This is a genomic window from Cytobacillus horneckiae (assembly GCF_002835735.1).
Classification (GTDB): Bacteria; Bacillota; Bacilli; order Bacillales; family Cytobacillaceae; genus Cytobacillus; species Cytobacillus horneckiae.
On record NZ_PISD01000019.1, the window covers coordinates 36,124 to 50,241 of the forward strand.

General features: G+C 35.1%; 16 protein-coding genes. 11 read left to right on the top strand and 5 right to left on the bottom strand.

Features of this window, described 5'->3' with window-relative positions; translation table 11 throughout:
• Positions 1-72 precede the first annotated feature (72 nt).
• From CWS20_RS27955 to CWS20_RS09960, 6 genes are all read left to right on the top strand, one after another.
• Complete coding sequence (locus CWS20_RS27955) at positions 73-540, top strand: hypothetical protein (protein ID WP_066198778.1); 468 nt, start codon at positions 73-75, stop codon at positions 538-540.
• Entirely contained in the window at positions 537-1,115 is a 579-nt protein-coding gene (sipW, locus tag CWS20_RS09940; RefSeq protein ID WP_066198775.1) for a signal peptidase I SipW, read from the top strand. Before CWS20_RS27955 ends, sipW begins: the two co-directional genes overlap by 4 nt.
• 126 nt (positions 1,116-1,241) lie before the next feature.
• Positions 1,242-1,802, top strand: coding sequence for a histidine phosphatase family protein (locus tag CWS20_RS09945; protein WP_066198772.1), 561 nt, complete (start codon positions 1,242-1,244; stop codon positions 1,800-1,802).
• Positions 1,792-2,142, top strand: coding sequence for an avidin-fold protein (locus tag CWS20_RS09950; protein WP_066198769.1), 351 nt, complete (start codon positions 1,792-1,794; stop codon positions 2,140-2,142). The genes CWS20_RS09945 and CWS20_RS09950 overlap by 11 nt, the downstream gene beginning before the upstream one ends.
• 2 nt (positions 2,143-2,144) lie before the next feature.
• A complete protein-coding gene (locus tag CWS20_RS09955; RefSeq protein ID WP_066198766.1) occupies positions 2,145-2,612 on the top strand; it encodes an RDD family protein in 468 nt (155 codons plus the stop codon).
• A 23-nt stretch (positions 2,613-2,635) separates the two neighbouring features.
• Positions 2,636-3,181 (top strand): histidine phosphatase family protein, encoded by a 546-nt coding sequence (locus tag CWS20_RS09960; RefSeq protein WP_241198716.1) that lies wholly within the window; start codon positions 2,636-2,638, stop codon positions 3,179-3,181.
• A gap of 44 nt (positions 3,182-3,225) precedes the next feature.
• Here the strand turns inward: CWS20_RS09960 and CWS20_RS09965 are convergent, their stop codons facing one another.
• Complete coding sequence (locus CWS20_RS09965; protein WP_066198763.1) at positions 3,226-4,254, bottom strand: AI-2E family transporter; 1,029 nt, start codon at positions 4,252-4,254, stop codon at positions 3,226-3,228.
• Between the two features lie 55 nt (positions 4,255-4,309).
• Positions 4,310-4,621 (bottom strand): hypothetical protein, encoded by a 312-nt coding sequence (locus tag CWS20_RS09970; protein ID WP_066198760.1) that lies wholly within the window; start codon positions 4,619-4,621, stop codon positions 4,310-4,312.
• A 247-nt stretch (positions 4,622-4,868) separates the two neighbouring features.
• On the opposite strand from CWS20_RS09970, the gene CWS20_RS09975 reads away from it, so the two are divergent.
• Positions 4,869-5,987: a metallophosphoesterase gene (locus CWS20_RS09975; protein WP_241504164.1), complete on the top strand. Its 1,119-nt coding sequence runs from the start codon at positions 4,869-4,871 to the stop codon at positions 5,985-5,987.
• A 363-nt stretch (positions 5,988-6,350) separates the two neighbouring features.
• Here the strand turns inward: CWS20_RS09975 and CWS20_RS09980 are convergent, their stop codons facing one another.
• The 3 genes from CWS20_RS09980 to CWS20_RS09990 are packed head-to-tail and all read right to left on the bottom strand — an operon-like array spanning position 6,351 to position 10,014.
• Positions 6,351-7,487: a Ger(x)C family spore germination protein gene (locus CWS20_RS09980; protein ID WP_066198755.1), complete on the bottom strand. Its 1,137-nt coding sequence runs from the start codon at positions 7,485-7,487 to the stop codon at positions 6,351-6,353.
• A complete protein-coding gene (locus CWS20_RS09985; RefSeq protein ID WP_158237000.1) occupies positions 7,484-8,935 on the bottom strand; it encodes a spore germination protein in 1,452 nt (483 codons plus the stop codon). Before CWS20_RS09985 ends, CWS20_RS09980 begins: the two co-directional genes overlap by 4 nt.
• A 5-nt stretch (positions 8,936-8,940) precedes the next feature.
• Positions 8,941-10,014, bottom strand: coding sequence for a GerAB/ArcD/ProY family transporter (locus tag CWS20_RS09990; protein ID WP_066198750.1), 1,074 nt, complete (start codon positions 10,012-10,014; stop codon positions 8,941-8,943).
• Positions 10,015-10,177: 163 nt separating this feature from the next.
• Here CWS20_RS09990 and CWS20_RS09995 point away from each other — a divergent pair, with 163 nt between their 5' ends.
• The 4 genes from CWS20_RS09995 to CWS20_RS10010 are packed head-to-tail and all read left to right on the top strand — an operon-like array spanning position 10,178 to position 13,947.
• Positions 10,178-11,284 carry an ABC transporter ATP-binding protein gene (locus CWS20_RS09995; protein WP_066198747.1) on the top strand — a complete coding sequence of 369 codons (1,107 nt, stop codon included), beginning with the start codon at positions 10,178-10,180 and terminating at the stop codon, positions 11,282-11,284.
• Positions 11,274-12,077, top strand: a complete 804-nt coding sequence (locus CWS20_RS10000) for an ABC transporter permease (RefSeq protein WP_066198742.1) — start codon at positions 11,274-11,276, stop codon at positions 12,075-12,077. The genes CWS20_RS09995 and CWS20_RS10000 overlap by 11 nt, the downstream gene beginning before the upstream one ends.
• Positions 12,077-12,877, top strand: coding sequence for an ABC transporter permease (locus tag CWS20_RS10005; protein ID WP_066198739.1), 801 nt, complete (start codon positions 12,077-12,079; stop codon positions 12,875-12,877). The genes CWS20_RS10000 and CWS20_RS10005 overlap by 1 nt, the downstream gene beginning before the upstream one ends.
• A complete protein-coding gene (locus tag CWS20_RS10010; protein WP_066198736.1) occupies positions 12,874-13,947 on the top strand; it encodes an ABC transporter substrate-binding protein in 1,074 nt (357 codons plus the stop codon). The genes CWS20_RS10005 and CWS20_RS10010 overlap by 4 nt, the downstream gene beginning before the upstream one ends.
• Positions 13,948-14,118 lie beyond the last annotated feature (171 nt).

The following is a 14,118-nucleotide window of genomic DNA, read 5'->3' on the forward strand; positions in this document are numbered from 1 at the left end:
CTATTATATTTTAAAAATACATAAATAAATAGCATTGACTTTGAAAGTCTAGATAAAGAGGGTGGCACCAAAATGAGTTCAAATCGATTCCTGCAATTATGGAAAAATAACAAGCGATTACAGCTGATAGTGAAACTTGGTGCTGTATGGTTCTTATTCCTTGCGATGACTAACTATCTTAAAGGAGAGACCAATGCCTTATATACTACCTCTAGTACCGTTGCAGTTGCAGTACAAGCAGGAGAATGGGAGATAGAGGAAGAGGCGGGAGATGAATTAGCCGAAGAGGAAGAAAAAGAAGAAACTGTAAAAGACGAAGAGAGCTCTGAAGAGGAAGTGAAAACTGAAGAGCCTAATACAGTAAAACCTGATGAAAAGGAAGCTGGTACTGAACAGCCTCAAAATCCAGACGAAGAATTAGACGAAGCGGTAGAGGCAAAAAAACCTGTTGAAGAAGAAACGGATGAAAAAGAGAATGAAGAAATAAATCAGGAAGATGAAAAAGTAGATGAGCAATCTTCAGAAGGAGAGGGACAATGAAAAAGATTTTAAAAATATTCAGTTCAATTATCACCGCAGTATTATTTATCAATGTGCTCGCGTTGTCATTCATTGTCATTTCTTCAAAAGCTTCAGGCGGTGAGCCGCTCATTTTTGGCCATCAGCTTAAATCAGTGCTATCCGGTTCAATGGAGCCCACTTTTCAAACTGGATCTATTATTGCAGTAAGTCCATTAGAGGGTGATGAAAAGAAAAATCTGAAAGCTGGTGATGTAATCACCTTCCAGACGAAGGATGATATTCTTGTTACACATAGAATTACGGACGTGCAGAATAATGGAAGCCACGTCATGTATGAAACAAAGGGTGATAATAATAATACAGCAGATATTGAACCGGTACTCGCAGAAAATGTAACGGCTGTTTATTCAGGATTTACGATACCTTATGCAGGTTATTTTATTGATTTTGCCCAATCTAAAGAAGGCAGTGCGTTGCTGCTTATCCTTCCAGGTGTGTTTTTACTCTTTTATGCGGGCGTTTCAATATATCAAGGATTGAGGGAAATCGATAAAAAAACAAAGGAAATGAAATCAGATGAGAAGACTGTTTAAAAATCACGTTGAAATATAGAGCGTGATTTTTATTTTTTTGACTATAATAACTGAAAGTTCTGTCTGAATTGTGTATGATTGATGATGAAGGAATTTACATATAAATACATTAATTGGAGAGGAAATATGGAAAAACAAATTATATTAATTAGGCACTGCGAAGCAGAAGGACAGGAGCCACATGCACCATTAACTAGGAATGGGGAAAACCAGTCATTATTATTGAGTAAGTTGTTAAGCGAACATAAAGTCGATAAAATTATCTCCAGCCCATTTAAGCGCGCAATAAAAACAATCGAGCATTTTAGCAATGTTAGTGGAATCAATATTGAAATAGATTCAAGGCTATCGGAGAGAATATTAAGCGCTTCTCCGTTAACAAATTGGCAGGAGCTTCTGGAGCATTCATTTAGAGATTTAGATTTGAAATTAGAAGGCGGAGAATCCAGCAGGGAAGCAATGAAAAGAATAGGTGCCGTGATTGATGAAGCGTTAGCAAGTGATAGTGAGCATATTCTTGTTGTAACCCATGGCAACTTACTCTCGCTACTATTAAAAACATACGATCATAATATAGGTTATGGAAAATGGAAGGGTTTATCTAATCCTGATGTTTATCAATTGCAATATAAAGAGGCAAACGTAAGATTAAAAAGAATATGGGGGAAGAACAACGATGAATTATAATGATAAAACATTTACAGCTGTACAAAATTCCGATAATGGGGAAGTCTCTTCACAAACATTTTTTCATTATAAGCAAGAAGGCAATATCTTGTTAGGCGCTTATGAGGGCGGAGAAATTATTAAGGGGACACTCATTGGCCTAGTACATGAGAATGGCAAATTATCTTTTAGATATAATCATGTCAATGTAGCAGGGGAAATTCGCGGTGGTTCTTGTGAATCTTCTCCTGAAATATTGGAGGATGGCAGGGTCCGCTTATATGAAGAGTGGCAATGGACAGATGATGAAAAAGCAAAAGGACAATCGATTATAGAAGAACTTAAAGTAGCTGAAGGATAATAATGACAGTACAACGAGAAGAAGCAAATTATGCCGGTTTTTGGATTAGATTAGCAGCGAATTTTTTAGACTTCATTCTGTTTCACATCCCTTTTGCTATTATTATATTTTATTTAACGGGTGATTTTAATATAGAATGGGCTAGTCAATGGTACTGGGAATTATTATATTATAGCTATTTAACAATTTTGCCTATATTTTGGAGCGGATATATCATAGGGAAAAGAATTTGCCGAATACGTGTATGCAACAATAATGGTCAAAGATTGATATTCTTCCAAATGTTGATTCGAGAAGTGTTAATAAAATACGCATTCGCCATTTTAACTTTTGGACTCGTCAATGTTGCTAGCATAATGATGATGATCATTCGTAATGATAAGCACGGTATTCATGATTTAGCTGCAGGTACTTATGTGACGCATGCAAATCCGATTCAATATGAATTGAAGAAATCCTACTTTAATTAAGAAGAAATGAGGCAATAGGAAGAATGACGATTACAAATGTATTCCTTGTTCGCCATGCACATTCAAATTATTCAACAGATGAATGGAACAGACCGTTATCTGAAAAAGGAAGATTGGCGATTGAAGCTCTGCTTAAGATTTTTAGTAAGATTGCCATAAATGTAGTAATATCAAGTCCTTATAGAAGAGCAGTTGAAACAGTTGAGGGAATTAACCGAAATTTAGAGGTTATATTAATTGAAGATTTCAAAGAAAGAACCATTTCATTGAAAAAAGCAGATGATTTTCATGGTGAGGTACTTAAAGCATGGGTCAATCCTCACTATAAACTAGCTGGCGGGGAATCAAACAAGGAAGCACAAACAAGAGGTGTGACAGCACTCCAACAAATAATAAGAAAGTATGCTGGTAAGAATATAATAATCGGAACCCATGGCAATTTAATGGCGTTAATCCTCAACGAATTTGATTCCTCTTTTGACTTTCATTTTTGGCAACGATTAACAATGCCTGATGTGTATCAGTTAACATTTAAAAATGAAGAATTAACATCGATAAAACGAGTATGAAATGGAATAGAAACAAACAGGACTGCATTGCTGCAGTCCTGTTTTTAAGCTTTTTTAAGCTTTTTCTTAAGAGGTTCATTTCCTTGGACGCCTAGAACGTCAAGAAGAAATACGAACACAGGTATTCCGACAATTAATCCCCAGACACCAAAGAAATGTTCACCAAATATTAACACGATAAATGTATAGAATACTGGTAAATTAGTTTTTGATGACATTAGTTTAGGGTTTAATATATATGCTTCGATAGCATGGATAATCATAATAACGATAAGAAGATAGACAACGAGCATAATGCCGCCAATCGTATAGGCGATTAAACTTAATGGAAACAAGGATATGATGACACCAGCAACCGGAATTAATCCTAAGAAGAAAATTAGAATGGATAGCCCCATGAGGTGAGGGAAGTCCATTATCCATAAAGCAAAAGTTGTCAATGTACAATTGACAAGGGCAATGATAAATTGCGCTTCAATGACTTTTCCAAATGTTTGCACGAATTTTGATCCGAAATAGGCAATCTCATTATAAAAAGGTGCAACCTTACTATCCTTAAACTTGCTTGTAAATTCAATCAATTTTGGTTTTTCTAGTACAAAAAATATACTTAATATTAATGAAATCAATAACTGGACGCCAAATGAACTAATGTCAGAGAAATATTTTAAGAGCACTGTGACGCCTTGCTCCAAATAGGACGAAATATCATTGCGTTCATACATTTCGGTTATATAATTCAAAATGATATTGTCGTGTTTTTGACTAAAGAAAGACTGCATTTGTCCAATTAATTGCGAGATTTCAAAAATAATCATTGGCAAATATCTGCTTATACCTATGGACAATAAACCAATGATAAGTAAGAAAAGCCCAATAACTGTAAATTTCCGATTGATGTTCATCCGTTTAAGCACGAGATTCACTAATCTGTCCATTAAAAAAGAGATAATAAAGGTAATTAAAATTACATTTATCATACTTTTCATTAAAAATAACACAAATACGAGTATAGCAAAGATTAAGACTCTTTTTATTCCGCTATTATAAAAGAAGCTTTTAACATTCTCCATTTTCTTTCCCCCCATATGTACTGAAATCAAGTACGATTGTACTTAATAGAGGGTATCAAAGATAGCTGGATTGAAATTGTACAGGAATGTTGAATGGCTGTTTGCCAGGTATTTGCACATATTGATCCACAGTAAGAGGAGGCTTTATTGATAATTTAGGGCCTTCAATATAAGCCGTAACCTGCAGTTCAACCGCTTCACTTAAACTTGCTGCGATATATGATGAGTGATACAACAAAGGCAATTCTTCTCCATGAATTTCTTCACTTGTGTTACTTTGTGTGAAACCGCTTAGATCGACTTGGTGATTTAACGAAGGGTAAACGGTTACAGTCAATATGATGATTGAAAACAACACTTTGAGCAATTTATACATCCTTTCACAAGACCCTAATGTATATTTTATAATATTTTATTCCTTTTTCATATCTCAAAATGTATTCTTCAAAAATTTCTTACCTTTTATAAGCTAACTATGATAGAAGGGGACAGAATATTCTACTTTTGTTCTAGATTAATTTTGATGCTATTTAACCTAAGCACACTTCTTTTTAGCATGAATTATGCAAAAGTGTGGCAAAATAATGATTCATTATTATGCATGGGGTGAGAGTGTGGAGAAGGTTAAGACAATGTTCATTTGGTTCATGATTTTTTTTTATATTGTCATGCCATCTTCCTGGCATCTAACGGTTTTTGCGGGTGATGATGCGTCCGTAATCAATATCAAAATAATGCAGACAACAGATATGCATGGAAATATTCTTGATTATAAATACCAGTCAGCTGAGAAAACAGTAGATTTTGGTTTAGTAAGGACGGCATCGCTTATAAAAAAAATAAGGGAGGAATATGAGAATACTTTACTGTTTGATACAGGTGATATTTTAGAAGGAAACGCGCTAGGTGAGTATGCTTATCGAAGCAGATTTTTTAATTTAGGGAGGGTGCACCCAGTAATTAAAGCAATGAACTATTTAAATTATGATGGTGCAACAGTTGGTAATCATGAATTTAATTATGGCCTGAATTTTTTGATGCAAAGCTTGCAAGGAGCGGCGTTTCCATTTGTTAATGCAAATATTTATATTGATGACCATAATACCAATCCAATAGATGATATTAATTTGCTGCCGCCATATATCATTCAAGACAAAGAATGGACAGACGAATCAGGCGTAAAACAAAAGCTGAAAATAGGCATCATCGGATTTGTTACCCCAATCGTTGCAGAGTGGGATAAAGAGTATTTTCGCGATAAATTAATAGTAAAGAATATATCAGAAACAGCCAGGCATTATGTGCCCCTTATGAAGGAGGAAGGCGCAGATATTATCGTTGCCCTAGCTCATGTGGGCATGGATGCTGATAAAGGATTGCAAGAAAAAGAAGGAAATTCTGTATCAGACCTTAGTCAAGTGAGTGGCATCGATGCCATCCTTTATGGACATACACATTCTGTCTATCCTTCAAGACCTGGTCTAAATTTAGTAAATACTAGTAGACCAGCGATTGTTCAAGCGGGATATTGGGGTAACCACTTAGGCATTATTGATCTTAAACTTGTTAACAAGAACGGGAAATGGAAAGTAGAAAAGAGCACTTCCTCTATTCAAACGATTTATCGGACAATAAAAAACAAGAAGATTCCCGTTACTGGAAGAGATACAGAATTGGAAAAGCTCATGATGAAGGACCATTTAAATGTAAAAAAATTTAGTGAAATAAAGTAATGAGCTAACAGGAGGTATGTTAGCTCAGTGTGTTGAGAAAGTGATGCGAATAAAATTCAAATGGATTTGAAACGGTGTCCGTTCGATCCCTGGGGGAGAGAGGTGAGGTTGTCGAGAGTCTGGAGACGCCTAGCGTGAACTGTACCCCAATTTAGATAAGAAAAGTAACTAATAGAAAATCGGTGGTGAAACGGGGTACGATTATATGAATAGACCATGTTCTGCTTAACTACGCTCAATTTCGGTTCCAAATCCGCAAACTAAGACCATTATCTGCTTAACTCCGCTTAAAATGGTTCCAGTTCAACATTTTAAAAAACGAGTTTCTTTACAACTTAAGCTAACAGGAAGTCTGTTAGCTTCTTACTTTCCATATATTTTACTTATGCTTTTTACATAGGTAATATCAACAGTGATATCATCAATTATGAAAGACTCTAACATAGAGTCATGTTTATTTTCTTCCCATAATTTATGTTCATGCCTATATAAATAATCTTCAAATTGGTAAATATCAGCACCGATGTTCTTCGCTTTATTAATTGATGCCATTACATCTTTTTTTACTTCTTCAATGAATCTTTTTTCTACTTTTAATGGATCTCTATTCTCAGCGCCTTCTCTTAAAATGACAGACACTTTTATTGTTAATTGATAGCGTTCTTGACCGTCTTCTTTTTTAACTGATTTTTTATCCTTTGGATCGCGTACTTCGATGCTGATGGGCGTAGAGTCACTTTCATCATAATATAAATGAATTAAGCTTCTTTCTGAATTTGAATTAAATTTTATATATCCAGTTAAATCTTCTTTATTTATGCTGCCGAGATAGTCATACCCTCTATTAAAATAAGCACCTTTTATGACTGGAACCGGGAGTATATGAGTATCTTTATGAATGATATTCTTATTCATTACTACCTTTGGTATGATTAACATTTTCGTTTTTTCAGTTGATCTAATAATCATTTCTTCGGTTTCCAGTGGTGGTAAATCTGAAGCCAAAGAATGGGTATCAAGCGGCTGCGCTAGATGTGAAGTAATATACGGGTAATAAAAAGGCATTTTTGAAGTAAGGATTTCCTGTAGGTTTTCTTCTGTTCCATAAACATACCCGCTTAAGCGAAAGTTAAAGTTTGTATCAAGGGACTCTATGATATCATTCAATTTGTGATCAATTGCATTTTTTGAGAATAGAAATATTTGCATTTGATCATAATTGACTTTTATTTGCATTCCTTTGTAAATATCTATTAATGCCTCGTCTATTGTATTTCCTTTACCGGCGCCTATCCATACAGGCTTTTCTATGTTGATCGAGCTGCCTTCTGTTTTTGCCAAATTAGAAAAGTCCATAAATTGCAGATAAACATGAAACTTTTCTTCTTTATAATCAACTCCAATTCCAACAGCATATGCCTGATATTGAATTTCCACCATATGCCCACAGCCGGATAACAACAATATTGCAAATAGAATGACAAACTTCTTTCTTCTCATTTTTCATCACCAGTTCTCGTATCATCCGTTACTTCATATGTTTGATTTCTTTTTCTGTATAGGGAAATGGGAAATCTAATGATTGATTTCAAAATTTCAAACCAGTTTTGATCTTTAACAATCGCTAAAAATGGCATTCCGAATGACTTTAATGTGGATAGATGAATCAATAAGGAAATGATGGATAATATGAATCCAAAAATCCCGAAGAAGTAACTGATTAGGAGTACACCCATCCGAAGAAAAAACACATTTCCACTTAAACTAACATTAACAAGTGTAAATCCAGCTACTGCGGTAATACCTACAACAATCAATAAGGTAGGAGAAGTAATACCAGCCCGGATGGCTGCATCTCCAATAATTAAACCGCCAATCACGGCCACTGTTTGTCCAATACCTTTTGGCAAACGGGCGCCAGCTTCTTTAAACAACTCAAACATAATAAACATAGTTATCATTTCTAACAGTGTCGAGAACGGAAGCCCCATTTTTGAAATTGTAATTGTTGCAATGAGAGGCAATGGGAGCTGTCCCACATTATGAGTGACCAATGCAGTATAGAATCCTGGCAAAAATATGCTAACAAACAGGCCCATTATTCTAATTAATCTTTCGACTGAAGAATAGTAAAAACTGACATTACTGTCTTCAGCAGTTTTCATTAAAAAAGTGAGATTAATGGGAGCGATAATCACAGTTGGCGCGCCATCCATAACGATGGAAAATCTTCCTTGGGTTAGTGACTCTGCTACAAAGTCAGGTCTGCCCGTAAAATTGGTTAGCGGCATAAGCGAAGATTTCTGATCGATGATTAAATCTGCCAGTTCGTCTCTGCTCTGTAGAATATCAACATCTATTGACCCAAGCTTGCTGCGGACTTGATTTAAAATTTCCTGATTCATGACATCTTTTAAATAAATAAGGGATACTTTAGTGTTTGATCTTGTCCCGATTGTGAATTCTTCAGTTACAAATGAAGTGGATTTTAGCCTTTTTCTAATCAAACCGATATTCGTGCTCAAATCCTCAGTAAATCCATCCTTCGGACCTGTAATAGACACTTCTACAACGGATTCCTCAGGCTGTCTCGAAGGAGGATTTCTCACATCATAAATATATACTTTTTCTCTGAAGCTTGAAATTACGATAAGCTTACCTTCAAATACTTCCTCAGTAATTTTCTTTTCATCCATGTCCTTTTTAAAGCAATAATCGCTTTGGATAAAGTTATATAATGCATCGTCATCCTTTAATCGCTGTTCGGATAAATAGGGAAGAACAAGCGATTGCACCATTTTCGTATCAGCAATTGACTTGCAAAAAACAATCGTGATTTGTCCATGAGGTACATGTTTGACCGGTATCGATTTAATCATAATATCAGATGAGTAATTGAAAAGTTTTTTTAATGATTCAATTGTGTAAATCGATTCTTTCCTGTTCAATATGCTCACCCACTTTTCCATCTGTTTTTATTTTTCAATACGTAAATTGTGACGATTAAAAATTGCAATGAAACAGCAAAGCAAGAGATTGGTAAAAAGTAATGATAAACAAAATTATAAAAATGATCTTGGTCTAATGGTACAACGCACGCGATAAGAAGAAGGATGAAAATGATATCGATGGCAAGTTTTTTATTTTCACCCTTATTAATTAATCTAGTTGCAATATATATAAATAAACTAATTCTTATAATTCCACCGGAAAGCCATTGGAAAATAGCAAAAAAGTCAGTGTGCGAAATATATCTCCCAATAGAAATAATTCTCCACTCTTCAAACGCCGGATAGCGAAAATTTGCTGCATGTTCAGGTCCAAATTCTACAATAGCTCCAATGGTAGGTCCGCACATTAATCCAATGATGATAAAACCTAAAACAGCAATCTGTTTTTTACTTATTCTTTTTTTTAATACAGGCAAGAAAAAAAGCAGCAGCCCTAACTCGATAATCGGAAGAGCGGTATATACTAAACCGTGAAAAATAGCTGATAAATCCTCTTGCAAAATTGGCAGCAACAATTCATAATGCTTCTTTTTCATATTGGCAAATGAGACAAAAAAACCTAAAAATGCAACTAAAGGCAATAAAATGCTGCTAATTATTGCCATAGTTTCAAGTCCTGATCTTGCACAATAGAGGCATGCAATAAGAAGCACAGCAGCGATGACAAAGCTTGAGAAATTTTGCATAAAGCTTAATTGCGACCAGTAAATAATTTCCTTAGCGGAAACAAACGCGGAAATAATAAGGTATATGATGATAGGACTGAATAATGCATAGAACCTAAAAGTCCCTAATTGTTGATAAAAAATTTGTATAAAATGTTTATTCTGGATAACAGACCCTAGTTTATAAACAATCGGTATGATAAGCATTAATGGGAAGACAGCTAGTAGCATGCTAATCCAAGCATCTCTGCCAGCAGTTGATAATACGGCTGGGATAATTTCCACATGGGCAAATAAGCCGATTCCCAAAAGGAAAATATAGGCGATACTAATAAATTTCATTTTATACATCAAAGCAAGTCACCTGTTTTTTCCTTATTATTTCAATAGAATCAATAAATATGCACTGAAGGCAATAGGAGAATAATTTGTAGAATTTATGTGATGCTATATTGATAATGTTGGTTTTTTAAACTAGAATTACTTATTGATAACTTATTTAAAGGAGACTCGAATGACTGAACAACCAATTATTCGTTTTGAGCATGTAACGAAACAATATGACAATGACCCAGCAGTTTTAAATGATGTATCTTTTGAAATTGAGCGGGGAAAATTTTATACATTGCTTGGTCCTTCCGGGTGCGGAAAGACAACAATTTTGCGGCTTATTGCAGGTTTCATAGAACCATCTAAAGGAACGATATCCTTTAATGGCAAAAACGTAAACCATGTGCCAGCAAACAAAAGACAGGTAAATACTGTTTTTCAGGATTATGCTTTATTTCCTCATTTAAATGTATTTGAAAATGTTGCGTTTGGTTTGAGAATTAAAAAAATGAAAAACCAAACAGTTGAGCAAAAAGTAAAAGAAGCGTTGAGATTTGTTAATTTGGAAGGCTATGAAAACCGTGAGATTAAGGAAATGTCAGGAGGGCAAAGACAGCGTGTTGCCATTGCGAGAGCAATCGTAAATGAACCAGAATTAATTCTCCTCGATGAACCATTATCTGCGCTCGATTTAAAACTTCGCACTGAAATGCAATATGAGCTTCGAGAACTGCAAAGAAATCTCGGTATTACATTCATTTTTGTCACACATGACCAAGAGGAAGCACTTGCGATGTCAGATGAAATTTTCGTCCTAAATAATGGGAATATTGAGCAGAGTGGGAGTCCAAATGATATTTATGATGAACCAATCAATCGATTTGTTGCAGACTTTATCGGAGAATCGAATATTGTAAGCGGGACTATGATTGATGATTATGTGGTGAATTTCACAGGAAAAACGTTTGAATGTGTTGATGGAGGATTTAATAAGAACGAAGAGGTCGAAATCGTTATTAGACCAGAGGACCTTGAAATTTCAAGTCCTGTAGATGGAAAACTACGTGTAAAAGTAGATTCGCAATTATTTAGAGGCGTCCATTATGAGATCAGCTGCTATGATGAAGACGGAAATGAGTGGCTTGTCCATTCTACTAAAAAAGCGATTGTTGGCGAGGAAATTGGCTTATTCTTCGAACCTGAAGCAATCCATGTCATGAGATACGGTGAAACAGAAGAAGAATTTGATAAGCGATTAGAGGCATATGAAGAGGGCAGCTATGAAAGCTAAATCACGTAATTATTATTTAATTCCTTATATTTTATGGATTGCCTTATTTGTCATTACACCGATTTTACTAGTTGTGTATTATTCATTCTTTAATATTGAAGGTGAATTTACATTTGAAAATTATCAAAAATTCTTTACCCCCGTTTATTTAAAAATGACATTCAGTTCGTTTTGGTATGCATTCCTAATAACGTTTTTTACTTTTATCATTGCCTATCCGACAGCCTATTTATTGACAAAGACAAAGCATAAGCAGCTCTGGCTATTATTAATCATTGTGCCATCATGGATTAACTTATTGCTTAAAGCCTATGCTTTTATCGGTATTTTTGGCACTTATGGTGCAGCAAATAATTTCTTAGAGGTCATGGGTGTTGGCGGCAAGCAAATTCTATTTACGGACTTTAGTTTTGTGTTTGTTTCCGTGTATATCTTTCTTCCATTTATGATTTTGCCGATTTTTAACGCCTTGGATAAACTCAATCCATCCCTTGTGGACGCAGCCAAGGACCTTGGTGCTTCTGGGTGGACAACATTTAAAAGAGTCACTTTCCCTTTAACACTTGATGGCGTAAAAGCTGGATGTCAAATTGTCTTTATACCTGCCTTATCGTTATTTATGCTTACGAGGTTAATTGCCGGAAACCGAGTAATTACGCTCGGAACTGCGATAGAACAGCATTTCCTCGTTACGCAGGATTGGGGCATGGGGGCAACAATTGCGGTATTCTTAATCATTGCAATGGTTATTATTATGCTTATTACTGGTAAGAGAAAGGGCGGGGTGATGTAATGACCAAATTTAAACTCTCCTCTCTTTACTTGATCGCTGTTTTCATTATTTTATATGCGCCAATATTTTATTTGATATTTTACTCATTTAACAGCGGCGGAGATATGTATAACTTTGAAGGATTTACTCTAGAATGGTATACGGAGATTTTTCAGGATACACGATTACTAATAATTGTATTAAATACAGTTGTTGTTGCACTATTATCCGCAGCCATTTCTACTATTCTTGGTGTAGCTGGTGCTTTAGCGATTTATTATGCACGAAGAAGGCAAACGAAGAATGCACTCCTTTCATTAAATAATGTATTGATTGTCAGCCCAGATGTTATTATTGGTGCATCGTTTTTAATTTTCTTTACGATGATCGGAATTAAATTAGGCTTTATTTCAGTATTGTTAGCACATATAGCTTTCAGTGTGCCAATAGTTGTGTTAATGGTGCTTCCTAAATTAGAAGAAATGAGTACCAGTATGATTTATGCAGCCCTCGATTTAGGTGCGAGCCGGTTTGATGTGTTGACGAAGGTCATCCTGCCTTATATTACTCCTGGGATATTTGCAGGGTTTTTTATGGCTTTAACTTATTCTCTAGATGACTTTGCAGTTACATTCTTTGTTACAGGTAATGGTTTCTCTACATTGTCAGTAGAAATATATTCGCTTGCTAGACAAGGTGTATCTTTAAGCATTAATGCTTTATCTGCACTGTTATTCTTATTTACTATGCTGCTCGTGATTGGTTATTACTTTATTACAAAAAAGGCAAATAAACCGAATGGGATGGGGGTAAGACAATGAAACAGCTTGTACGTGCATTAATCATTGTTTTTGTCGTATCCTTTGGATTATTATATATTGTTAATCGGCTCAACACCGCTCAAGGCTATACTGGAGATAATACGTTAACGGTGTATAACTGGGGCGATTATATCGATATGGATATTCTCGATCAATTTGAGGAAGAGACAGGCATTAAAGTGATTTATGAAACCTTTGATTCAAATGAAGCGATGCTTACGAAGATTCAACAAGGTGGAACTTCTTATGATATTGCCGTTCCTTCAGAATATGCAATTGAAAAAATGGAAGAAGAGGATTTATTGCTGCCAATTGATCATGTGAAGATCCCGAATTTGCAATATATCGACTCAAGATTTCTTGATTTGTCATTTGACGAAAATAATAAATATTCTATTCCATATTTTTGGGGAACAGTAGGGATTCTTTATAATCCTGATGAAGTTGGTGATATTTCATTTTCAGAATGGGATGATCTTTGGGATCCATCCTTGAAAAATGATATTTTGCTTGTCGATGGTGCGAGGGAAGTTATCGGCTTCAGCTTAAACAGCATGAATTATTCATTAAATGAAACGAATAAGGCACGTTTAGTGGAAGCAAAGGAAAAGCTTGATTTATTAACCCCTAATATAAAGGCCATTGTAGGCGATGAAATACGGCTGCTAATGCAAAATGAAGAGGCAGCTGTAGCGGTATTGTGGTCCGGCATTGCCCAGGATGCAATTTGGGAAAATGATAAACTTGAATATGTTGTTCCTGAGCAAGGCTCTAACCTTTGGTTTGATAATATGGTCATTCCAAAAACTTCGAAAAACCCAGAAGCAGCTCATCAATTTATCAATTTTATGCTTGATCCAGAAATCGCTGCCCAAAACGCCGATTATGTTGGTTACTCGACCCCTAATCGCGAAGCTTTAAAGCATCTCGATGAAGAGACAGTAAATGATGAACGTTTTTATCCTGATGAAGAAACGACAGATAACCTTGAAGTATATGAAAATCTCGGCAAAAGAATGCTCGCGTTTTATAATGATCTATTTTTAGAATTTAAAATGCATAGAAAATAATGGGATAGAAACAGGCTTATCTAGAGTAAAAATATAGTGAAAATAGAATTCCCAAACTCTTCATTTATTATTGAAATGAGTTGTCACATCGTTAGGCTATCTGATTTATTCAGGATAGCCTTTTTTTATTAGAAAAACAGGCTTATTTTAATTTTTTTGAACCAATAGTTT

Excerpts from the sequence above, each read along its gene's own strand:
- CWS20_RS27955 (WP_066198778.1), top strand. The coding sequence starts at position 73 with ATGAGTTCAAATCGATTCCTGCAATTATGGAAAAATAACAAGCGATTA.
- sipW (WP_066198775.1), top strand. The coding sequence starts at position 537 with ATGAAAAAGATTTTAAAAATATTCAGTTCAATTATCACCGCAGTATTA.
- CWS20_RS09945 (WP_066198772.1), top strand. The coding sequence starts at position 1,242 with ATGGAAAAACAAATTATATTAATTAGGCACTGCGAAGCAGAAGGACAG.
- CWS20_RS09950 (WP_066198769.1), top strand. The coding sequence starts at position 1,792 with ATGAATTATAATGATAAAACATTTACAGCTGTACAAAATTCCGATAAT.
- CWS20_RS09955 (WP_066198766.1), top strand. The coding sequence starts at position 2,145 with ATGACAGTACAACGAGAAGAAGCAAATTATGCCGGTTTTTGGATTAGA.
- CWS20_RS09960 (WP_241198716.1), top strand. The coding sequence starts at position 2,636 with ATGACGATTACAAATGTATTCCTTGTTCGCCATGCACATTCAAATTAT.
- CWS20_RS09965 (WP_066198763.1), bottom strand. The coding sequence starts at position 4,254 with ATGGAGAATGTTAAAAGCTTCTTTTATAATAGCGGAATAAAAAGAGTC.
- CWS20_RS09980 (WP_066198755.1), bottom strand. The coding sequence starts at position 7,487 with ATGAGAAGAAAGAAGTTTGTCATTCTATTTGCAATATTGTTGTTATCC.
- CWS20_RS09990 (WP_066198750.1), bottom strand. The coding sequence starts at position 10,014 with ATGTATAAAATGAAATTTATTAGTATCGCCTATATTTTCCTTTTGGGA.
- CWS20_RS09995 (WP_066198747.1), top strand. The coding sequence starts at position 10,178 with ATGACTGAACAACCAATTATTCGTTTTGAGCATGTAACGAAACAATAT.
- CWS20_RS10000 (WP_066198742.1), top strand. The coding sequence starts at position 11,274 with ATGAAAGCTAAATCACGTAATTATTATTTAATTCCTTATATTTTATGG.
- CWS20_RS10005 (WP_066198739.1), top strand. The coding sequence starts at position 12,077 with ATGACCAAATTTAAACTCTCCTCTCTTTACTTGATCGCTGTTTTCATT.
- CWS20_RS10010 (WP_066198736.1), top strand. The coding sequence starts at position 12,874 with ATGAAACAGCTTGTACGTGCATTAATCATTGTTTTTGTCGTATCCTTT.